Origin of the sequence: Ramlibacter sp. MMS24-I3-19, from assembly GCF_050320135.1 — a bacterium.
Lineage (GTDB): Bacteria > Pseudomonadota > Gammaproteobacteria > Burkholderiales > Burkholderiaceae_C > Ramlibacter.
This window is the reverse complement of the sequence record NZ_CP190017.1, coordinates 155,621-177,298: the sequence shown is the minus strand read 5'-3', so window position 1 is coordinate 177,298 and position 21,678 is coordinate 155,621. Positions and strand designations below refer to the sequence as shown.

Below are 21,678 nucleotides of genomic sequence, written 5' to 3'. Positions count from 1 at the left end.
CCCCTGCGGTTGGGTTGGCTCGCTGGCTCAGCCCTTGGGGACGGAGAGGAGTCGCAGCAGTGCCCCATCGTCCAGATCGGCCAGTCCGGCTTCGATGGCGCGTGCGAACACATCGCGGGCCGCCGCACCGAGCGGCCCTTCGAAGCCCGCCGCAGCGGCGGCCTGCACGGCCAGCGCCGTGTCCTTGCGCAGCAGCGTCATGTGGGCGCGCGGCTCGAAGTCACCGGCGATGGCGCGGCGCATGCGGTCCGAGCCGATCCAGCTCTGGCCGCTGGACTGCTCGATCACGTCCAGCGTGCGGGCGGCGTCCAGGCCCAGGGCGCGTGCCATCGCGATCGCTTCCGCGGCGCCGACGAGGTTGATGCCGGCCAGCAGGTTGTTGACCAGCTTGGTCCGCGCACCGTCGCCCACGCGGTCGCCGACGTGGAACACGCGCGAGCTCAGCGCGTCGAGCAGGGGGCGTGCAGCGGCCATCGCCGGGGGCAGCCGCGACCATCAGGCTCATGGACCCATCGCGGGCCCGCAGTGGACCTCCCGACATCGGCGCATCGACCGGCAGCAGGCCGCGATCGGTCAATGCGGACGCGAGCCGCTCGACGTCGTCGGGCGCGATGGTGGGGCACAGCAGCACGGGGGTGCCAGCGGGCAGGGCCGGAGCGGCACCTTCGCGGCCGAACAGCACGTCCTCGGTCTGGGCCGCATCCACCACGCAGACGATCAGCGCCGAGGCACCTGTCGCAGCGCCAGCCGCATCGCTGCAGCCCACCGCCCCCGTCGATTGCAGTGCCTGGACTTTGGCGCGATCGATGTCGTGCACCCGCACAGGCCAGCCCAGGTCCAGCAGGCGGCCCGCCATCCCGCCGCCCATGTTGCCCACACCGACGATCGCGACGGGGCCGGTCATCGCAGCGCTAGGACTGCACGAGCCGCTTGGCCTTGGCGATGGACATCAGGATTCCCAGGCCCATGCCCAGGGTCACCATCGCCGTGCCGCCGTAGCTGATGAAGGGCAGGGGCACGCCCACCACTGGGAGGATGCCGCTCACCATGCCCATGTTCACGAAGGCGTAGGTGAAGAAGATCATGGTCACCGAGCCGGCCAGCAGGCGGGAGAAGAGCGTGGGCGCCTCCAGCGCGATGGCCAGGCCGCGCAGCACCAGGAAGATGAAGCCGCAGATCAGCAGCAGCGTGCCGACGAGGCCGAATTCCTCGGAGAAGGCGGCGAAGATGAAGTCGGTGGTGCGCTCGGGGATGAATTCCAGGTGCGTCTGCGTGCCCTGCATGAAGCCCTTGCCCAGCACGCCGCCCGAGCCGATGGCGATCATCCCCTGGATGATGTGGAAGCCCTTGCCCAGCGGATCCTTGCTCGGGTCCAGCAACGTGCAGATTCGCTGCTGCTGGTAGTCGTGCAGCACCGGCCAGCGGAAGCCGTCGGCGCAGAGCTTGGGCTCGAACACGATGATCAGCACCAGGCCGATGATGCCCAGGACCAGCGGCGGGATGATCAGCTTCCACGAGAGGCCGGCGAAGAAGATCACCGCCATGCCCGCTGCGAGCACCAGCATGGCGGTGCCCAGGTCGGGCTGCTTGATGATCAGGGCCACCGGCACCAGCAGGAGCAGGCCGGCCATCATGTAGTCCAGCGGGCGCAGCTGCCCTTCGCGCTTCTGGAACCACCAGGACAGCATCAGCGGCATCGCGATCTTCAGGATCTCGCTGGGCTGCACCACGACGCCCACGTTCACCCACCGCTTGGCGCCTTTCTTGGTGATGCCGAAGACGGCGACCGCAACCAGCAGTGCGACCCCCAGCGTGTAGAGCGGCACGGCCAGGCTCATGAGGCGCTGCGGAGGGATCTGCGCCACGACGAACATGATCACCGCGGCGAGCACCATGTTCCGGCTGTGGTCAGGAAAGCGCGTGCCCGAATCAAAGCCCACCGAGTACATGGTCATCAGCCCGGCGCACGCCAGCAGGAACACGGCGAAGGCAAGGGGGCCATCGAAGCCCTGGAGCATGGGCACGGCCCGTTGCCACAGGGGCGGCTTTTCGAAGACGGCGGACATGCCGCCATTATCGGATGGGCACTGCGACCCACGTGCACGCCGGTGTGCAGGATGCCGCATCCGCCAAAGGTTGGAATGCGCCCGGAAACCCACCGCTTAAGATGCCCTGCAGTGAGTCCGAAGTCCAACCAATGAAGATCATCGTCGTCGACGACCATCCCCTGTACCGCGCCGGCGTGGTCCACACGCTGCACGCCACCGTCCCTGACGTGGAGGTGACTGAGTGCGGCAGCGTCGGTGCGGCGCTGGAGCGGCTGGACGCCGGGCTCGAGGTGCAGCTGATGATCCTGGACCTGCAGATGCCGGGCTTCCAGGGCACGGACTCGGTGCGCACGGTGCGGGCGCGCCGGCCCGACGTTCCGGTGCTGGTGCTGTCCGCCAACGAGGATCCGAAGATCGTGCGCGAATGCGTGGAGCTGGGCGCCTATGGCTTCGTGCCCAAGTCCGCGCCCGGCGACATGCTGCCCTCGGCGCTGCAGCTCGTGATGTCCGGTGGCGTGTTCCTGCCGCCCAGCAGCCTCAGCGTCGACGTGCCGCCCAACCCGGCGCAGCACGATGCCTGGTCCAAGCTCGGCGCCCGCCTCACCGACCGCCAGCGCCAGGTGCTCTTGGGCATCGTGCAGGGCAAGCCGAACAAGGTGATCGCGCGCGACCTGAACCTGTCGGACGCCACGGTCAAGACCCACGTGTCGCACATCTTCGACGCGCTGGTGGTGTCCAGCCGCACCGAGGCCGTCTACGCGCTGGCACGCGCAGGCATCGGCATCCACGACCTGGAAGTGCCAGCCGCCCCGCGCGCCTGATCCCGCGGCGACGTCGCCGCGTGCATCCCTGAACATGTCATTGCGGGCTTGACCCGCGATCCCGTCCCCGAGCTCGATCAGACGCCGGCGCTGGATGCCGGGTCGAGCCCCACCTGGCAAGGTTCGAGGCTCCGTCGTGCGGCTTCGTCTGGCGGGATTCCCAGGTCGCAGGCACAGTCCTTGGCCAGGCCCTGCTCCCACACCCACAGCTTGCGCTGGTACGTGATGGCGAGGCCTGCGGAGCGGAGCTGCACGCTGATGAAGCCCAGGCCCGATCCGGTCGTGAACTCGCCCCCGCGCGGCACCTGCATGCTGAGGACCTCCCCGCCGCCCAGGGCTATCGTCTCGGCCGTGAACACCGACGCGGGCGCGCTGTTGGCATACAACAGCGGCGCATAGAGCGGCGGCGCGACCACCGCGGCGCCCACGGGCTCGCCGTCCACCAGCAGGACCGCGGCCCCGCTCACGTGGTAATCGCCCGAGAGCAGCAGGAAGCGGCCGCGGGCGTGCCTGACCAGCAGCTGCAGCAAGTGCAGGCGCTGCAGCGGTGCCTGCTGCCAGGTGTCCGTCGCGCCGGGGCTGCCGGGATCGGAGCCGGGCTCCAGTCCGGGCAGCACCACCGAGCCGCACATCACCACGTTCAGCGAGTGCTGCGCTTCGGGCTCCCGCAGCCACGCTTCCAGGGCCAGCAGGTCCGGCACGATCTCGGGCCGGTTGCGCTGGCGGTTCGACCGCGTGTCCAGCGAGAACACGCGCGTGCACCCGTGGCGGAAGGTGTAGTGCCCGGCCATCGCGGCACCGATGGGTGACTGCAGCCGCTGGAACGCAGTCACCGCCTCCGCCGCCATCGCAGCCACCCGCGCGTCGTCCTCGTCGAACGGCAGCGACGGATTCGTCCACTGCGGCCAGGGCCGCCTCACCAGCGGCGAGCCGAGCGGATAGTTGTCGATCCACTCGTGGTCGTCGGCGGTCATGTAGACCGGCAGCGCGGCCAGCAGGTCGCCCAGGCGGCCGCGCGCGAAAGCGGTCTCGTGGCGCTCGTGGAAGCGTTCCACCGGGCTGAGCGGATCCACCAGGCCGGCAGTCGCATCGGCATAGATCTGGTCGCCGAGCAGCGTGGCGAAGGCCACCTGCTCGGGCAGCGTGCCGTGGAGGAATCGACGCACGCTGCCGTCGACGCGCAGCTGGTCGAGGCCGAGCCCGGGATGCCGGCAACTGCCGACGGCGAACATGACGTCGCGACCCGCGGGCAGTGATTCGAGGGTGACCGGCGGCAGGCAGAACTCGGCGCGTCGCATTCCATGGTTCGTCGGTGCCAGCGGCAGCCGGGTGAACGGCGTGCGATCGGCCTCGTTCATGTCGTCGATCCATGACTCCAGCTGTTCGTCGCTCGCATCGGGGCCTTCCTCCGGCCCTTCGTCCCGTGCCCGCGTGGGCAGGAACACGAGCAGCTGCCAGTGCTCGGGCGCGTCGGTGGCAGGCACGCGCACGTCGGCCCAGACCATGCGCACGGCGGCCGTCTCGTAAACCTCCCACGAGACGGCTTCGGGCCAGGTGATGAACTGCAGGCGATCGCGGCACCAGTAGCGCAGCCGCACCGTAGGCGCGACGCCCAGGCCGCCGTCATCGGGCATGAAGCTCACGCGCATGACCGCGTGCCTGCCTTCCTCGCGCACCCATCCCACGAACGGACCCACGCGTGGCGCGCGCAGGCTCCAGCCAACCACCGTATCCGGCGCCGCCGCGTGATCGACCCTCTCGTGGGTCTTGCGGAAGAACCGCACCACCTGCCGGTACACGTCGATGTGCGCGCGATCGCCGATCAGCGGATCGAGGTGGCCGTAGCCGGGCACCCGCAGGTAGCGTGGCTTGCCATCGACGCCGGCGCAGAACGCGCGCTGCCAGCCGCCGTGGTGCTGGTGCAGGCGCCGGAACGTCGTCTCGGCGCCGGCGACGTCGAACAGCTGGTTGTTCTCGCCGTGCAGCAGCTGGATCGGGAATGCCAGGTGCTTCGCGATGTTGTCGTCGGTGACGTAGCTGTTGATGCCGTCCTCATCGACGAGCCGCCCGCGTTCGATGAAGCGGCGGGCCTGCGCGAACAGGCGCAGGTTCGCATCGCCGAACAGCTGGTTCATGATGGCCAGCGTGGCGTCGCCGATATGGGCGTGGTCGAACAGCGGCGCGTCGATGTAGCGGATGCGACGGCACGTCGCGGCGGCGTCGTCGTGCGTCGCCTGCCCGGGCCGCCGGTCCTCGTCGATCGGTGCCGGCAGGCTGCCGAAGACGCGGTCCATCAGCAGTCCCAGCACGCCATGCTGCGGCCCGCGCACCGCGAACGGCACGGCACCGCGCCGCCAGACCTTGGCCAGCAGCGCAGGCACCCAGGTCTTGGCCTGTGCGTCGCGCGCGCCGACCACCCACGGATGCAACTGGCTCGACATCAGGTGCGACAGCTTCGACAGGCGTGCGCCGCCATCGCTGCCGTCGACCGGCGCGATGCCGTGGGTGAGCTTGCCGCCGAGCAGCGCCATCCACATGGAGGCCGAGCCGATGCAGTGCGCATAGGCCGCGATCTGCCAGGGGCGGGCGCGCAGTCCCTCGTCCCGCGACTCACCCTGCAGGCACTCGAGGATGTGGTCCACCGCGCACGGGACGTCATGCGCGCCCAGCTGGTCGACCGTGCAGGGCTCGGCGCCGTAGCCGCTGCGAGTGGACATGCGCAGCTCCAGGATCCACACCTCATAGCCCTGGCGCAGGAAGCGTTCGGCGAGGGTCTGGCGCGTGGTCTGGAAGGTGTAGGTAAGGCCCGACTGGCCGAAGGCATGCAGCAGCAGCACGGCCTTGGCTCGTGCGACGGGCACGCCGTTCCAGCTGCCGGCCAGCACCTCGCAAGCCTGCGGTTCGCCCGCCGCATCGCGCAGCCGGTAGCGCCACAGCGGCAGGCGCAGCGGCGCGCAGGGTTCCTCGCCGGTGTCGCTGCGGCACTCGCCGCGCGGCACGTCTTGGACCCAGTGCAGTTCGGCGGCCGACCTTCGGCTGGGCGACAGGCGCAGGGCCGGCGGATCCACGAGCGAGTCGGTGACCGGCTGGCCCGAGTAGTTCGGCAGCCTGAAGTCGAGCATGCGCGTCTTGAGCGCGAAGCGCAGGAACAGCAGCGGATAGCCCGCGGCCGCAAGAAGTCCGGTGGACGTGTCTCCCCGGCAGCCCAACGCGATCGGGCCGCGCAGTCCCTTGGTGCCGGGCTGGCCCAGGCCGGCCAGGCTCTCGAACCCCATGCGGAAGCGCCCTTGCGCCCAGGCCCAGCGAGCACCTGGACCGACAGCGAACAGCTGCAACTGCGCATCCATCACCTGTTCCCAGAACGTCTCGCGGATGCGGGTCTGGCGGCGACGGACCGTCGACCACGCCCAGGACAGCACCTCCGCGACGCTGGCTCGGTACGCCACGCGCTTGTGCCCGATCAGGGTCAGGCGCTCGGGCACCTGCACATCGTGCGGCGCCGCATGGCGCTGCAGCGACACGCGATAGCGCATGACGCGCTTCTCGCTGGCATGCACCATCTGCTTGAGCATCGACCAGAACAGCGGGACCAGCCTCCGGAGTCGTTGCGCCAGTGTCCGCGTGGGCCGGCTGTCCCTGGCGTCACGGACACCCCGGATGACGGCCCATGTGATCACTGCTCGCGAGAGCGGCAGCACGATGCCCAAGGCACCCAGGACGGCGACGCCTTCGAGCGCCGACAGCCATGCCCGATGCCGGAGTGCGATTCCGATCCAGCAAGCTGATCCCACCACGGCTACGAGCTGCACCATCGTCGACGCGAACGGCCACACGCCGCTGCTGGCCCAGTGCGCCGGCAGCAGCAGCAGCTGGCCCTCCGTGGCCCGGTATTGCACTGGCTCGTCGCGTGCCTCGCCATGGCGCATCACGGTGGCGTCGAGCCACAACGTGGCTTGCACCGGCAATTCGTGGCGCCCGGCGGTGAGCATCCCCGGCAGGTCTCCCGTCGGGAAGCTCGCTTCCAGCCGCGCAACGGTGGACTTGCGTCCCAGCGCTTTCGCCAGTTGTCCATGCACCCGAAGGTCGTCCGCCAGCAGCGTCTCGTTGAGGGTGGCGTCGACAGCGAGATCGGGGGAGGGCGGCGCGGACGTGGCGCGTCGCGGCGTGTGTGCAGGTTGCAGCCTCGCGGTCGAGCCGGGCTTCGGCGGGATCGCCTCGAGGGCGCGTTCGGCCAGCGCGGTGATCGTGAGCAGCGGGTTGCAGCCGAGCGCCGTCGGCACGATCGACCCGTCGAGCACGTGGAGCCCGCGATAGCGGTGCGGACGCAGGCGTGAGCCTTCGCCCTGCGACTCCGGCTCGATGGCGGCCGGCGGGATCTCCGGCGCGCCTGCATCCTGCACCCAGACCCGGCCGAGGTCGTCGACCACGCCATCGTCGGGCCGGTCCCCCATCACGCACCCGCCCAGCGGATGCACGGTGGTCACGGTGGGCGAGGGCGTCGGTCCCTCCATCAGCTCGGTCGCCGAGCGCGGCAGTGGCTGCCAGAGCGGCAGGTGCAGATGGCGCGCGCCCAGCTTGTCGAACAGGCGCTGCTGCGCCTGGTAGGTGGGTAGCTCCTGCGGATCGAGCAGGTACGGCGCCGTGCGGTCGCTCCCTTCGAGCCACACCAGCTTGGCGGGCGAACCGTCATGGCCCATCGCCAGCAGCACCTGGCTGTGCTGCGCAGCAGCCGCGCTGGCTCCCAGCGGATCCTCCGCCGCGGCGCCGGGGTGTGCGGGCTTGCGAAACCACCAGCGATCGAGCTGCTGCAAGGTGCGGGCGCTGGCGAGCAGCTCGCGCGACAGCAAGGCGATGGCGCGTGGCACGGCCCCGTCCTGCACCAGCAGCCGCTGCTCCAGGCCAAGTGTGGTCTTGCGGAGGTCGGCCGCCGCCGTGATGGTGGGGCCCACGATCTTGTCGGCTGCGTAGGGCGCCTGCCGCTGCGCCTTCTCCCACTCGGACCTGCCCGGCCTCGCCCCGGCCCATGCTGCTGACCATCTGCGGCTCGTCCACGACCCAGCCGAGGCTGTCGCCGTTGCCGGACACCTGCTGCCCGAGCTTCGCCGAGAACGAGAGGGCTCCGCCGGCTCTCGCCTGCGAGCGTTGCAGCAGCTGCGTGCTGCCCAGCGTGCCGGCACACACGAACAGCAGCGGCGCGCGCAGGATGCGATGCGTGGCTGCGGCCTGCGTTTCAGCGAACAGGTCGCGCGTGGCGGTGAACTGGTGCTGCGCATCGGTGGCGAAGGCGTGCACCTGCCACTGGAACGAGTCCCCGTCGGTGTCCGGCGCGAACCGGTACACCTCGGCCTGCGTGACGATGCGCACCAGTCCCGTAGCCATCGCTTCGAGCAGATACGTCTGCGCCAGCGTCTGCTTGGCCCCGGGCACGTTGCAGCCCGAGGCGCAGTCGCCGCAGCGGATGCAGGCGTCGGCGTCGATGGTGAGGTCCATTGGCCGCACTGGTGCATCCAGGGTCTCGCCCAGCCGCTCCAGTGCCTGCGTCTTGCGAAGGCGGCCACCGTCGCCCGGCAGGTCCGATGTCCAGGTCCTGGCGCGCAGCTGCCCGCGCGCCCGCGCGAAGAAGGGGGCGAGGCCGCCGTCGCTGCCGGTGCGGATCGAGGCCGGCCAGGCCGCTTGCGCGAACACGTCGGCGTCGGGCTGGATGGCAACGCCCGCGTTGACGAGGCTGCCACCGCCCAGGCCATTGCCGGTGATGGCGACCATGCCCTGGCCGAGATGCAACTCCAGCAGCCCGCTGGCGCGGCCCGCGGGCAGTCCCTCGGCGGGCACGTTGATGCGCAGTGCCTTGGGCACCAGGCCGAAGTCGTTCGGGAAGTCGCCCGGCAGGTACTCGCCGCCGCGCTCGAGCACCAGCGTGCGATAGCCCTTCTTCGCCAGCCGCAGGGCGGCAACGCTGCCGCCGTAACCCGAGCCGATGACGATGGCGTCGAAGGCGGTGGTGAGGTCGCGCCCGGACCAGTCGGTGCCCTCCAGCCAGTCGCGCCACGGCACCGAAATCGAGTGGTCGTGGCGCGGGCTGGTCGATGCCATCAGGCGGTCTCCGTCGGGATTTCGGCGATCAGCAGCAGCCGCCGCAGCTGCTCCATCAGCTTGTCGGGCGCGACGGGCTTCTGCAGGCAGGGCAGGCCGATGCCGCGATCGTGCAGATCGGGCTCGCCGGACAGGATCAGGGCCGGCACCGGCCCGTACTGGGCGCGCAACGTCGCCACCGCCTGCACACCGTCGCCTTGTGCCAGGCGGTAGTCGGCCAGGAGGCAGTCCGGCCGCCGGCCGAGCTGCAGCAGCGCCTGCTGCAACTGCGGCAGGTCGATGCCAGCGGCGACCACCGCGCCGGCTTCGCGCAGCCAGGCGATGAGCGCCTCGCGTGCCAGCTTGTCGTTTTCGATCAGCGCGATCACTCGGCCACTGAGGTCCAGCGGCAGCGTGGATGCAGCCGGGCGGGGCGGCGCCTCGGTCTCGGGCGGAGTGGCCAGCCGCAGGGCCACGCGCGTGCCCTCGCCCGGCCGTGATAGCAGCTGCAGCGGCACCTGCATCAGGTCGGCCATGTGGCGGCAGATGGCCAGGCCAAGGCCGATGCCCTCGGCTTCGGCCAGCGCGGCCGAGCGGCCGCGCTGGAACGCACTCCAGACCTGCGCCAGGTCTTCCTGGTCCATGCCGACGCCCTGGTCCTGCACGATCACTTCCAGCTGCTCGCCCATCGCGCGCACCGACAGCACGATCTCGCCGCGCAGCGAGTATTTCCAGGCGTTGTCGAGGAAGTTGCGCAGCACGCGCTCGAGCAGCACCGGGTCGGCCATCGCCGTTCCGTCGGCCTGCAGGTCGAGCCTGAAATGCAGGCCCTTCGCCGCGCACTTCTCGGCGAAGCCCGTCACCGTGGCCTGCACCAGCCGGCCCAGCTGCACGGGTTGCAGGTTCGCCTTCATCGTGCCGGCGTCGATCTGCGCGAAATCCACCAGGTGCCGGAACATGGTGTCGATGGACTCGCCGGTGCGCACGATCTGCTGCGCGATGGTCTCGCGGCGCGCGGTGTCGGCCGAGCGGCGGAAGATGTCCGAGAGGAAGAGCAGCGCCTGCACCGGCTGGCGCAGGTCGTGGCTGGCCGCGCCGAGGAAGCGCGAGCGTGCCCGCTGGATGTCCTGCTGCTTCTCCAGCGCGGCGCGTAGCTGGTCGACCAGGTGGACGTTGTGCACGCCGATCTCGACGTTGTCGCGCAACTGCTTCCACGACGTCCACACCGCGCGCTGCAGCATCACGCCGCCGAGCACCATCGCCGCGCCGATGATGACCTGCTCCCTGCGGGCCGCGTGCGCCAGCCAGCCGACGTACACCATGGCCAGCGAGCTCACCATGTAGGCCGCATAGATGCGCGGCAGCACGCCGATCACGGCGATGGCGGCCGACAGCGCGCCGAGGGTCAGCACCGTGAGCACGCCGATGTCGGCGAGGTCGAGCGAACCTACGAAGAGCGGCACGCAGGCCGGTGGCACGAGGCCGGTGGCCATGGTCAGCAGACCGACGGCGCGCAGGGTCTGCCGCGTTTCGCCCTTGCGCGCGACGAGGCGTGCGAAGTGCAGCTGGCGTGCCACCAGGCTGCCCACCAGCACCAGGTACCAGCCCAGCCAGGCGAACCAGCCCACCCGCGGCACCAGCACCACGCCGTACAGCAGGCCGGCCAGCGACAGGGCCGCAGCGCCGGCGCGCGTCTGCGACAGCATGATCTCGACGCTGCGCCGCGTCAGCTCGTCGGCCGCGTCCCCCGCTCCGGTGGCGAAGGTCATTGCTTCTTCTCCTTCTTCTTGCGTGCGCCCCAGGGACCTTCAGGCCCTCTCCCTCCGCGCCACGTCACAGTGTGAGGCAGTCCGCGGGTTGCCCGCATCCGGGTCGCTACCCACGTGGCAGCGAGCCAACACGGCTGGAGCGGCGTTGCCCAATCGGCCGTTCGGGCGATCACGCGCAAGGCGCCGGCGATTACCGTGGCAGCCAGGAGGAAGAGGGACTCCAGGACCGTCGGCCCGGCCGTCACAGGTCCTGCGGGGCTGGTCGGCACACCGGCCCCGCTGTTCGGCCTCGCTGGCAGTCGCCAGCGAGGTTTTTTTCTGCCACGATGCAGCCGTGCCCACGACGCATCTGCTCTACCTGCACGGCTTCCGCTCCTCGCCTCTCTCGACCAAGGCCCGGCAGGTCGCCGCGCACGTGGCCCGCGTCCATCCCGAGGTGACCTGGTGGTGTCCGCAATTGCCGCCGTCGCCCAGGGCCGCGATGGACCTGGTGCAGCAAGGCATCGCGGCATGGCCGAGGGACAGCATGGCCGTGATCGGCTCATCGCTCGGCGGTTTCTATGCCACCTGCGTCGCGCAGGCCACCGGCTGCCGGGCTGCGGTGCTCAATCCTGCCGTGCACCCGGCTCGTGACCTGGCCCGGCATATCGGTGACCACGCCGCCTGGCACGACCCGTCGCAGCGGTTCTTCTTCGCGCCGGCATACGTCGACGAACTGGCGGCGCTGGAGCCCGGGCCGCTGCGGCAGCCGCAGCAGGTGATGGCCGTGATCGCCAAGGGCGACGAGGTGCTCGACTGGCGCGAGATGGTGGCCCGCTATCCGGACTCGCGCATCCTGCTGCTGGAAGGTGGCGACCATGCGCTCTCCGGCTTCGAGGCGCAGCTGCCCGAGGTGCTGGCCTTCCTGCAGCTGTCGCGCTGAGGTCGCATGGGACAATCCCGGCGATGCATGCATTGTTCGAAGAGGCCGGCAAGTTCCAGGCCGGACGCGTGTTGTCCGAAGCCGAAGCCTCGTCGCAGATCGAGCTGGAGACCGGCAAGCGCGTCAAGGTCAAGGCCGCCAACGTCCTGCTCAAGTTCGACAAGCCGCAACCGGCCGAACTGATCGCGTCGGCGCAGGCTCTGGCTCCGCAGATCGAGCTCGATCTCGCGTGGGAGTTCGCGCCGGAAGACGAGTTCGGTTTCAACGACCTGGCCCGCGAATACTTCAGCGACAAGCCCAGCCTCGACCAGCAGGCGGCGATGTTGTTCCGGCTGTTCGAGGCGCCGCACTACTTCCGCCGCTCCGGCAAGGGGCGCTTCCGCAAGGCGCCGGCCGAGATCGTGCAGCAGGCGCTCGCGGCGATCGAGAAGAAGAAGCAGGTGCAGGCACAGATCACGGCGTGGGCCGGCGAGCTGGCACAGGGCCACTGCCCGGCGCCGATCCGCGAACACCTGTACCGCATCCTCTTCAAGCCTGACAAGAACGGCGCCGAGTACAAGGCCGTGGTCGAGGCTTCGCGGCAGACGCGCACCGCGCCGCTCGCGCTGCTGCAGGCTGCGGGCGCCATCGACTCGGCCTACCAGTTCCACTGGAAGCGGTTCCTGTTCGAGTACTTCCCCAAGGGCACCGGTTTCCCGCCGCTGTCGGCACCCGCGATCGCGGACGACCTGCCGATCGCCGCCGTGGCCGCGTTCTCGATCGACGATTCCAGCACCACCGAGATCGACGATGCGCTGTCGGTGCAGGGGCTGGGCACGGGACGCGTGACGCTGGGCATCCACATCGCCGCGCCGGGACTGGCGCTGCAGCCCGGGTCCGCCATCGACCAGGTGGCGCGGCAGCGTCTGTCGACGGTCTACATGCCCGGCCACAAGATCACCATGCTGCCCGACGACGTGGTGCAGGCCTACACGCTGCAGGAGGGCCGGGACTGCCCGGCCGTGTCGCTGTACGTCGTGCTCGACGAGGCCAGCTTCGCGGTGCAGGAGAGTTCGACCCGCGTCGAGCGTGTGCCCATCGCGGCCAACCTTCGCCACGACATGCTCGACGCCTTCGTCACTGAAGGCTGGCTCGAGGGCAACGCTGGGGGCGCGGTGCCCGAGCCGGCGGCGCAGCTGCGCGAGCCTTTGTCGTTCCTCTGGCGATTGGCCCGGCACCTCAAGGCCCAGCGCGAACTGGTGCGCGGCAAGCCCGAGTCATTCAACCGGCCGGACTACAACTTCAAGCTCGTAGGAAACGAAGGGCGCGAGCCCGATGGCAGCGAGCAGGTCGAGATCACCGTGCGCCGGCGCGGCGCCCCGCTGGACCTGATCGTCGCCGAGGCCATGATCCTGGCCAACAGCACGTGGGGCCAGCTGCTGGCGGACTTCGGCGTCCCAGGCATCTACCGCAGCCAGGCGAGCCTGGCACCGGGCGTCAAGGTGCGCATGGGCACCAAGGCGGCGCCGCACGCCGGCATCGGGGTGAAGTGCTACGCGTGGAGCACCTCGCCGCTGCGCCGCTACACCGACCTGGTGAACCAGTGGCAGATCATCGCGGCCGCACGCCACGGCCGCACGGCGGCCCTGGCCGCGCCCTTCAAGCCGAAGGACGCGGACCTGTTCTCCATCATCTCCAGCTTCGATGCGGCCTCGACGGCCTACAACGGCTACCAGGCCGGCATGGAGCGGTTCTGGACCCTGCGTTACCTGCACCAGCACGATGTGAAGGAACTGGTGGGCACGGTGTTCCGCGAGGGCCTGGTGCGCGCCGACGACCTGCCGCTGGTGCTGCCCGTCATGGGGGCCGACGGCCTGCCGCGCGGCTCGCAGGTCCGCGTGCGGCTCGGCGCCACCGACGAGATCTCGCTCGAGGTGACGGGCACGGTGGTGGAGCGGATCGAGGCCGCGGCCCCGGTGTCGGCGGAAGACGACAGTGGGGAGGAGGAAGAACCCGTGGCCGGCCCGATCGCCATCGCGGTCGACGTCACCGAGGGCGACGAACTCGACAATGCGGCGGATAATCCGCCCTCGTGAACCTCAAGTCCCTCAGCACCCTGCAGATCGCGGTGGGCGTGTCGGTGGCGGTCCATGCCGGGCTGCTCACCGTGCGGCTCGTGGACCCCGAGGGCTTCAACCGGGTGTTCCAGGACACGCCACTCGAAGTCGTGCTGGTCAACGCCCGCAGCAACGAGCGGCCCGACAAGGCGCAGGCCATCGCCCAGGCGTCGCTGGCCGGCGGCGGTGAAGCCGCGACGGGTCGCGCCACCTCGCCGCTGCCGCCATCGGCACTCACCAGCATCGGCGACGAAGCCGAGGAATCGCAGCGCCGCATCGAGACCATGCAGGAGCAGCAGATGCTCATGCTGGCCCACCTGCGGCAGACGCTTGCGGCCATGCCCCCGCCGGATCCCAGGCAGGCGGCCAATTCGCCGGAAGCGCGCGAGCGCGAGGAAAAGCGCCGACGGCTGGTGCGCACGCTGGCCGAGATCGAGCGCCGCATCAACGAGGAAAACGCGCGGCCCAAGAAGCGCTACATCAGCCCGGCCACGCGCGAGGAGGTCTACGCCGTCTACTACGATGCGCTGCGCCGGCGCATCGAGGACCGCGGCACCCAGAACTTCCCCGAGATGGCCGGCCGCAAGCTGTATGGCGAGCTGACCATGATCGTCACCGTGAACTTCGATGGCCGCGTGATCGATACCGAGGTGGTCGAGACATCGGGCAACACCACGCTCGACCGCCGCGCGCAGAGCATCGCCCGTGCAGCAGGGCCGTTCGGCCACTTCAGCGACGCGATGCGCCGGCGCGCCGACCAGATCGTGGTCGTCTCGCGCTTCAAGTTCACCCGCGACGAGACCCTGGAAACCAAGCTGACCAGCCGATGAGCGCCGACCGCTATGCGGTGGTCGGCCATCCGGTCGAGCACAGCAAGTCGCCCTGGATCCACGCCCGCTTCGCGGCGCTCACGGGACAGGCCGTGCAGTACGACAAGCTGCTGGCACCGCTGGATGGCTTCGTGGAAACCATTGCACGCTTCCGCGCATCGGGCGGCCGCGGCTGCAACGTCACCGTACCGTTCAAGTTCGAGGCGATCGCCCTCGCCACCGCCGTCAGCGACCGGGCACGTCTGGCTGGCGCGTGCAACACGCTGCGGTTCGACGGCACCTCCGTGTACGGCGACAACACGGACGGGGTCGGGCTGGTGCGCGACATCGAACAGGGTGCGGGGCGCGCCATCGCCGGGCAGCGCGTGCTGCTGGTGGGCGCGGGCGGTGCGGCGGCCGGCGTGCTCGGTCCCTTGCTGCAGGCCAGGCCCGCCGGGATCGTGGTCGCCAATCGAACCGTCGCCAAGGCGCAGACGCTGGCGGACTCGCACGCCGCATTGGCGGCGCAAGCCGCAGTGCCTCTGCAGGCCTGCTCACTGGACGCATTGCAGGCACTCGGCGCGTTCGACATGGTGGTGAACGCCACGGCCAGCAGCCTGGCGGGCGATGCCGTGCCTGTGCCGGCTTCGGTGCTGCGGCCCGGTAGCCTCGCCGTCGACCTGATGTACGGCGCCGCCGCGCAAGGCTTCCTCGCGTGGGCCCGGCGACATGGAGCCGAGCCGCGCGACGGACTCGGCATGCTGGTCGAACAGGCGGCCGAATCGTTCGCGGTCTGGCGTGGCGTGCGGCCGCCCACCAGTTCGGTGCTGCGCGACCTGCGCGCACTGCTGCAGGGGGGCTGACCCATGCGGGCTTTCTGGCGCTGGGTCGTGGTGCTGGTGCTGGCCGGCCTCGCCCTGGAGCTGTTCTTCGTGCTGCGCGTCGGCCTGGCCGCCAGCGTGGCGCCGCAGTCCACCACCTTCCAGCGCTCGGAAGCGTGGCGCATCTTCCGGGAGAAGGACCGCGCGCATTGGGCGCAGCACTGGGTGCCGTACGAGCAGCTCTCGAACAACCTGAAGCGCGCCGTGATCGCGTCGGAGGACGACGACTTCGTCTACCACGATGGCATCGACTGGGAGGCCGTCGAGAAGGCGTGGGAGAAGAATGCCAAGGCCCAGGAGCTGGCGGCGAAGGCCCAGCTGCGTGCGGGCGCCCGCTTGCGCGCGAGCGCCCAGCCGGTGGCACAGCGCGCGCCCAAGATCGTCGGGGGCTCCACCATCACCCAGCAGCTGGCCAAGAACCTGCTGCTCTCGGGCGAGCGCACGATGCTGCGCAAGGGCCAGGAGTTCGTGCTGACCTACCTGCTCGAGTTGCTGCTCACCAAGGAGCGCATCCTCGAGATCTATCTGAACAGCATCGAGTGGGGCGAGGGCGTGTTCGGCGCGGAGGCGGCCGCGCAGCACTACTGGCACAAGCACGCCAGCGAACTCACGGCCTACGAGGCGGCCCGGCTGGCCGTGATGCTGCCGCGACCGCGGTACTTCGAGAAGGTGCCGAACTCGGGCTACCTCAGCAATCGCGCGATGACCATCGTCGCGCGGATGCGGCACGCCGAGCTGCCGTAGCGCCTGGCGTCAGCGCGTTCGGCCGAACGTCTGCGCCCAGTAGATGCCGCCCTCGCTGCTGGGACGCACCGCGAAAGCGATGCCCATGTGCTGGAACACGGGCTCCATGATGTTCGCGCAGTGCTCCGGGCTCTTGAGCCAGTCCTGCACCACCGCCTCGGGCGTCGTCTGGCCCATGGCGATGTTCTCGCCCACGCTGCGCCAGTGGTAGCCGGCCCGTGTCGCGCGATCCGCAGGCGTGCTGCCATCCCGCCCCCGGTGCTCCAGGAAGTCGCCGGCGGCCATCGCGTTGGCCTGCGTCGCGGCAGCGCGCGTGAGGGCGGCATCCAGGATCAGCGGCGGCGCGGCGTTGAACGACTCCTTGCCGCAGCGGCGCGGCTGCGCACGCGCGTGGTTGACCAGGCTGAGCACCCGTGATGCGACATCGTTCGCGTCGGCCTGCGACGGCGGGGAAAAGGGCGCCGCCGCCACGATCCAGTAGTTGCTGCCGCTGCGCAGGACGCCGGCTTCGGTGATGGCGGGATCGCGCAGGCTGCCGCACTGGCTGGCCACGAGGTACTGCGTGACGGCCTGCGGCGAGGCATAGCCCGTGAGGCGCCATTCCAGGCTGCGCTGGGCCCGGTAGCCGCTGGCGTCCAGCGCTGCCTTGAGGGCGGTGCCGCGGGCCAGGCGCGCCGCAGCGTCGCGCAGCTGTGGCTGGTCGCGCAGGGCGGGCGCGCTGCTCGCGCATTGCCGCCGGGCCTGCGCGACGGCATCGAAGGCTTCGTCGGCGTGGGCCGGTCCTGCGATGCTGCCGAAGCAGAACCAGAGCAGGAGCAACGCGACGCGCAGCAGCATCGCGGCAGGATAGCGATGGCTCTGCGCCGCAGGCGTGGCGCGGCGCATCAGCGGCAAGCAGTTGTGGCCGACCAGTTCGGCGTGCTGGCGGGAGTGGGCTCGGCTAGCGCGAAAACCGCTGGCCCAACGCCTGCAGCAGCCTGGCGTGGATGCCGCCGAAGCCGCCGTTGCTCATGCACACGATGTGGTCGCCCTCCCGCGCGGCCGCGACGACCTGCTCGACCAGGACATCGATCGTGTCTCCCACCATGGCGCGCTGGCCCAGGGGCGCCAGCGCTTCGCGCGGATCCCAGCCCAGGCCGCCGCCGTGGCAGAAGGACAGGTCGGCCTGTTCCAGGCTCCAGGGCAGCTGCGCCTTCATGGCGCCGAGCTTCATCGTGTTGCTGCGCGGCTCGAACACCGCCAGGATGCGTCCGCCCTGCGGACCGAGCTTGCGGCGCAGGCCATCGAGCGTGGTGCGGATCGCGGTCGGATGGTGCGCGAAATCGTCGAACACCTCGATGCCCGCGACGGTGCCGCGCAGTTCCATCCGGCGCTTGACGTTCTGGAACGAGCCGAGCGCGTTGGCGGCCTGCCGCGCCGACACGCCCACGTGGTCGGCTGCCGCGATGGCCGCCAACGCATTGAGCTGGTTGTGCGTGCCGGTGAGGTCCCATTCCACGCGCCCGACGCGCTCGCCGCGCAGCAGCACGTCGAACGCGCTCGGGTCACCGAGCGCGGTGAAGTCGCTCACAGCGGCGCCGAAGCTGCGCTGCTCGCTCCAGCAGCCCTGGTGCAGCACGCGAGCCAGGCTCTCCTCGAGCCCGTTGACCACGACGCGGCCCGTCGAGGGAACGGTGCGAACGAGGTGATGGAACTGGCGCTCGATCGCCGCGAGGTCGTCGAAGATGTCCGCGTGGTCGAACTCCAGGTTGTTCAGCACCGCGGTGCGCGGCCGGTAGTGCACGAACTTGCTGCGCTTGTCGAAGAAGGCGGTGTCGTATTCGTCGGCCTCGATCACGAAGGTCTTGCCGGTCCCGAGCCGTGCCGAGCGGCCGAAATTCAGCGGCACGCCGCCGACCAGGAAGCCGGGTTCGAGCCCGGCCTGCTCCAGCACCCACGTGAGCATGGAAGTCGTCGTCGTCTTGCCATGCGTGCCGGCCACGGCCAGCACGTGGCGATCCCGCAGCACGTGCTCGGCCAGCCACTGCGGGCCGCTGGTGTACGGCGCGCCGGCATCGAGGATGGCTTCCATCAGCGGATAGCGCGGGGAGCCATCGGGCTGGCGTGCACGGGACACCACGTTGCCGACCACCCAGACGTCGGGCTTGAACGCCATCTGGTCGGCGCCATACCCTTCGACCAGTTCGATGCCCAGCTCGCGCAGCTGGTCGCTCATCGGGGGATAGACGCCGGTGTCGCAGCCGGTGACGGTGTGCCCGGCTTCCCGGACCAGGGCGGCGACGCCGCCCATGAAGGTGCCGCAGATGCCCAGGATGTGAAGATGCATGAGCTGAATTATCGGTGTCAGCGATGGGCATCTCCGCGGGGCCGCGGCGTTCGCGCCGCGGGCTGCGGGCAGAATTCGCGAATGGATAGCGCGCAAGCCGAAATCGCCGCCACGGCGGCCCGGATGGTCGTGGAAGAGGGCCTGGAATACGGTCCGGCCAAGCGGCGGGCCGTCAAGCAGTTGCGCCTGAACGCGCGCGCGGCGCTGCCCGACAACGATGCCGTCGAGGACGCCGTGCGCGACTACATCTCGGTGTTCTGCGCCGACACGCAACCGGCCGAACTGCAGGCGCTGCGCGAACACGCACTCACCTGGATGGACCGGCTGTCGCAGTTCCGTCCGCACTTGGCCGGCGCGGTCTGGCACGGGACGGCGACGCGGCTCTCCGACATCTACCTGCAGCTGTTCTGCGACGACCCCAAGTCGGCCGAGATCGCACTGATCGAGCACGGCGTCGACTACGAGCCGCGCACCGTCACGGGCTTCAACGGCCAGCCGGTCGAAGCGCTCAGCCTGTCCAGCGTGTGTCCGGGCCTGGGCGAGCCGGTCGGCGTGCACCTGCTGATCCATGACCACGACGACCTGCGCGGCGCCCTTCGCCCGGATGCACGCGGCCGCACACCGCGGGGCGACAGGCAGGCGGTCGCTGCCCTGCTGGAGGCCGCGCAATGAACGACGCTGTTGCAACGAAACCGGGGACGCCCTCCCGCCGTCGCCTCCTCCTTGGCGCTGCCGCTGCTGCTGCCGCGGCCGGCGTGGGGGTGGGGTGGTGGCGCATGCGCATCGGCGACGCGGGTGCCGGCGCCGTGGATGCGTTGTGGACGCAGTCCTTTGCCACGCCCTCGGGCGGCGAACTGGCGATGGCCAGCCTGCGCGGCCACACGGTCCTGGTGAACTTCTGGGCCACGTGGTGTCCGCCGTGCGTGGAAGAGATGCCGATGCTTGATGCATTTGCCCAACAGCAGTCCGCCAAGGGCTGGCAGGTGGTCGGCCTGGCCATCGACCAGCCCTCGTCGGTGCGCCAGTTCCTCGCCCGGACACCAGTCCGGTACCCGATCGGGCTGGCCGGGTTGCAGGGAACCGACCTCGTCCGCACCCTCGGGAACACCAGCGGAGGCCTGCCGTTCACGGTCCTGCTGGGACCTGACGGGACGCTACGGCAGCGTAGAATCGGCAAGCTGTCCCGGGCCGACCTGGACGCCTGGACCGCCGGCTGACCGCCCGCCCGACGCCTTCGCGAGCCTCCAGTTCGCAGGCTGCATTCGGCAACAATCGCCGAAGTTCAGCAAATAAACGTTGAGTTACCGACTTTTTGCGGTACATTCGCGCACTTTGTCACGCGCGGGGAGACTTCATGGATTTGCGAAAACTCAAGACGCTGATTGATCTCGTCTCGGAGTCGAACGTCTCGGAACTGGAGATCACGGAGGCCGAGGGCAAGGTCCGGATCGTCAAGGGCGGCGGCCAGGTCGTGCAGCACATGATGGCGCCCGTCCAGGCGTCCATGCCCGCACCGGCGGCACTGCAGCCCCAGGCTGCCGCAGCCCCGGCACCGGCGGCCGCGCCCGAGCAGCCGGCCGGCCATGCGGTCAAGTCGCCCATGGTGGGCACCTTCTACCGGGCCTCCAGCCCCGGCGCCAAGGCGTTCGTGGAAATCGGCTCGCAGGTCAAGCAAGGCGACACGATCTGCATCATCGAGGCGATGAAGATCCTCAACGAGATCGAGGCCGACAAGGCCGGCACCGTCACGCAGGTGCTGTGCGAGAACGGCCAGGCCGTGGAGTACGGCCAGCCGCTCTTCATCATCGAGTGACGGCCGCGGGCGTTCATTGATGTTCAAGAAAATCCTGATCGCCAACAGAGGCGAGATCGCACTGCGTGTGCAGCGCGCCTGCCGCGAGCTCGGCATCAAGGCCGTGATGGTGTACTCGGAGGCCGACCGCGAGGCCAAGTACGTCAAGCTGGCCGAGGAAGCCGTGTGCATCGGGCCGGCCCCATCGCCGCAGAGCTACCTCAACATGCCGGCCATCATCTCGGCCGCCGAGGTGACCGATGCCGAAGCCATCCACCCCGGCTACGGCTTCCTGTCCGAGAACGCCGACTTCGCCGAACGTGTCGAGAAGAGCGGCTTCCAGTTCATCGGCCCGACGCCCGAATCGATCCGGCTGATGGGCGACAAGGTCTCGGCCAAGCAGGCCATGATCAAGGCCGGGGTGCCGTGCGTGCCCGGCTCCGAGGGCGAGCTGCCCGACGATCCGGCCGTGATCAAGAAGACCGCCAAGGCGATCGGCTATCCCGTGATCATCAAGGCCGCCGGTGGCGGCGGTGGCCGCGGCATGCGGGTCGTGCACACCGAGGCAGCGCTGATCAACGCGGTGCAGATGACCAAGGCCGAAGCCGGCGCGGCGTTCGGCAATCCGGCGGTGTACATGGAGAAGTTCCTCCAGGATCCGCGCCACATCGAGATCCAGATCCTCGCGGACAAGCACCGCAACGCCGTGTACCTGGGCGAGCGTGACTGCTCGATGCAGCGCCGGCACCAGAAGATCATCGAGGAAGCGCCGGCGCCTGGCATCCCGCGCAAGCTGATCGAGAAGATCGGCGACCGCTGCGCCGCGGCCTGCAAGAAGATCGGCTACCGCGGCGCGGGCACCTTCGAGTTCCTGTACGAGAACGGCGAGTTCTATTTCATCGAGATGAACACCCGCGTGCAGGTGGAGCATCCGGTGACGGAGCTGATCACCGGCATCGACATCGTCAAGACGCAGATCCTGGTGGCCGCCGGCGAGAAGCTGCCGTTCACGCAGCGCGACATCGGCATCCGTGGCCACGCCATCGAGTGCCGCGTGAACGCCGAGGATCCGTACAAGTTCACGCCGTCCCCCGGTCGCATCACGCTGTGGCACGCGCCTGGCGGCCCTGGCGTGCGCGTCGACTCGCACGTGTACAACAACTACTTCGTGCCGCCGAACTACGACTCGATGATCGGCAAGATTATCGTGCACGGCGACACGCGCGAGCAGGCCCTGGCCCGCATGCGCACGGCCCTGCTCGAGACCGTGGTCGAAGGCATCAACACCAACATCCCGCTGCACCGCGAGCTGATGGTGGACGCCAAGTTCATGGCCGGCGGCACCAACATCCACTACCTCGAGCAGTGGCTGTCGCACCACAAGCGCTGAAGGCCTGGCGC

General features: G+C 69.8%; 17 protein-coding genes and 1 pseudogene. 10 read left to right on the top strand and 8 right to left on the bottom strand.

Going from position 1 to position 21,678, the window contains the following annotated elements; translation table 11 throughout:
• Positions 1-27 precede the first annotated feature (27 nt).
• The 3 genes and pseudogenes from ACPWT1_RS00915 to rodA form a co-directional block, all read right to left on the bottom strand.
• Positions 28-474 (bottom strand): NAD-binding protein, encoded by a 447-nt coding sequence (locus ACPWT1_RS00915; RefSeq protein WP_427913566.1) that lies wholly within the window; start codon positions 472-474, stop codon positions 28-30.
• A 67-nt stretch (positions 475-541) separates the two neighbouring features.
• A pseudogene (locus ACPWT1_RS00910) lies at positions 542-856 on the bottom strand (NAD(P)-binding domain-containing protein); the annotation flags it as partial.
• A gap of 55 nt (positions 857-911) precedes the next feature.
• On the bottom strand, positions 912-2,066 hold the full coding sequence (rodA, locus tag ACPWT1_RS00905) for a rod shape-determining protein RodA (RefSeq protein ID WP_427913565.1): 1,155 nt from the start codon (positions 2,064-2,066) through the stop codon (positions 912-914).
• Between the two features lie 131 nt (positions 2,067-2,197).
• Between rodA and ACPWT1_RS00900 the strand changes: the two genes are divergently transcribed.
• Positions 2,198-2,869: a response regulator gene (locus tag ACPWT1_RS00900; RefSeq protein WP_427913564.1), complete on the top strand. Its 672-nt coding sequence runs from the start codon at positions 2,198-2,200 to the stop codon at positions 2,867-2,869.
• Between the two features lie 77 nt (positions 2,870-2,946).
• On the opposite strand, the gene ACPWT1_RS00895 is transcribed toward ACPWT1_RS00900, so the two are convergent.
• From ACPWT1_RS00895 to ACPWT1_RS00885, 3 genes are all read right to left on the bottom strand, one after another.
• Complete coding sequence (locus ACPWT1_RS00895; RefSeq protein WP_427915622.1) at positions 2,947-7,380, bottom strand: GMC oxidoreductase; 4,434 nt, start codon at positions 7,378-7,380, stop codon at positions 2,947-2,949.
• 175 nt (positions 7,381-7,555) lie between these two features.
• Positions 7,556-8,959 carry a GMC family oxidoreductase N-terminal domain-containing protein gene (locus ACPWT1_RS00890; RefSeq protein WP_427913563.1) on the bottom strand — a complete coding sequence of 468 codons (1,404 nt, stop codon included), beginning with the start codon at positions 8,957-8,959 and terminating at the stop codon, positions 7,556-7,558.
• The gene (locus ACPWT1_RS00885; protein WP_427913562.1) at positions 8,959-10,707 is read right to left on the bottom strand and encodes a hybrid sensor histidine kinase/response regulator; all 1,749 of its coding nucleotides are present in this window, start codon (positions 10,705-10,707) and stop codon (positions 8,959-8,961) included. Before ACPWT1_RS00885 ends, ACPWT1_RS00890 begins: the two co-directional genes overlap by 1 nt.
• Positions 10,708-11,041: 334 nt before the next feature.
• Here ACPWT1_RS00885 and ACPWT1_RS00880 point away from each other — a divergent pair, with 334 nt between their 5' ends.
• The 5 genes from ACPWT1_RS00880 to ACPWT1_RS00860 are packed head-to-tail and all read left to right on the top strand — an operon-like array spanning position 11,042 to position 16,159.
• Positions 11,042-11,629 (top strand): YqiA/YcfP family alpha/beta fold hydrolase, encoded by a 588-nt coding sequence (locus ACPWT1_RS00880; RefSeq protein WP_427913561.1) that lies wholly within the window; start codon positions 11,042-11,044, stop codon positions 11,627-11,629.
• A gap of 23 nt (positions 11,630-11,652) precedes the next feature.
• A complete protein-coding gene (locus tag ACPWT1_RS00875; protein ID WP_427913560.1) occupies positions 11,653-13,704 on the top strand; it encodes a ribonuclease catalytic domain-containing protein in 2,052 nt (683 codons plus the stop codon).
• Positions 13,701-14,555: an energy transducer TonB gene (locus ACPWT1_RS00870; RefSeq protein ID WP_427913559.1), complete on the top strand. Its 855-nt coding sequence runs from the start codon at positions 13,701-13,703 to the stop codon at positions 14,553-14,555. Before ACPWT1_RS00875 ends, ACPWT1_RS00870 begins: the two co-directional genes overlap by 4 nt.
• A complete protein-coding gene (gene aroE, locus ACPWT1_RS00865; RefSeq protein WP_427913558.1) occupies positions 14,552-15,397 on the top strand; it encodes a shikimate dehydrogenase in 846 nt (281 codons plus the stop codon). The genes ACPWT1_RS00870 and aroE overlap by 4 nt, the downstream gene beginning before the upstream one ends.
• Before the next feature lie 3 nt (positions 15,398-15,400).
• The gene (locus tag ACPWT1_RS00860; RefSeq protein WP_427913557.1) at positions 15,401-16,159 is read left to right on the top strand and encodes a transglycosylase domain-containing protein; all 759 of its coding nucleotides are present in this window, start codon (positions 15,401-15,403) and stop codon (positions 16,157-16,159) included.
• Between the two features lie 9 nt (positions 16,160-16,168).
• On the opposite strand, the gene ACPWT1_RS00855 is transcribed toward ACPWT1_RS00860, so the two are convergent.
• Both ACPWT1_RS00855 and mpl read right to left on the bottom strand, forming a co-directional pair.
• Entirely contained in the window at positions 16,169-17,044 is an 876-nt protein-coding gene (locus ACPWT1_RS00855) for a CAP domain-containing protein (RefSeq protein WP_427913556.1), read from the bottom strand.
• A gap of 55 nt (positions 17,045-17,099) precedes the next feature.
• Complete coding sequence (mpl, locus tag ACPWT1_RS00850; protein ID WP_427913555.1) at positions 17,100-18,485, bottom strand: UDP-N-acetylmuramate:L-alanyl-gamma-D-glutamyl-meso-diaminopimelate ligase; 1,386 nt, start codon at positions 18,483-18,485, stop codon at positions 17,100-17,102.
• An 81-nt stretch (positions 18,486-18,566) separates the two neighbouring features.
• Here mpl and ACPWT1_RS00845 point away from each other — a divergent pair, with 81 nt between their 5' ends.
• The 4 genes from ACPWT1_RS00845 to accC all read left to right on the top strand — a co-directional run bounded on the left by ACPWT1_RS00845 (position 18,567) and on the right by accC (position 21,667).
• Entirely contained in the window at positions 18,567-19,157 is a 591-nt protein-coding gene (locus ACPWT1_RS00845; RefSeq protein ID WP_427913554.1) for a hypothetical protein, read from the top strand.
• Entirely contained in the window at positions 19,154-19,702 is a 549-nt protein-coding gene (locus ACPWT1_RS00840; RefSeq protein WP_427913553.1) for a TlpA family protein disulfide reductase, read from the top strand. The genes ACPWT1_RS00845 and ACPWT1_RS00840 overlap by 4 nt, the downstream gene beginning before the upstream one ends.
• Before the next feature lie 137 nt (positions 19,703-19,839).
• Entirely contained in the window at positions 19,840-20,298 is a 459-nt protein-coding gene (accB, locus tag ACPWT1_RS00835) for an acetyl-CoA carboxylase biotin carboxyl carrier protein (RefSeq protein ID WP_427913552.1), read from the top strand.
• 19 nt (positions 20,299-20,317) lie between these two features.
• The gene (gene accC / locus ACPWT1_RS00830; protein ID WP_427913551.1) at positions 20,318-21,667 is read left to right on the top strand and encodes an acetyl-CoA carboxylase biotin carboxylase subunit; all 1,350 of its coding nucleotides are present in this window, start codon (positions 20,318-20,320) and stop codon (positions 21,665-21,667) included.
• The last annotated feature ends 11 nt before the right edge of the window (positions 21,668-21,678 follow it).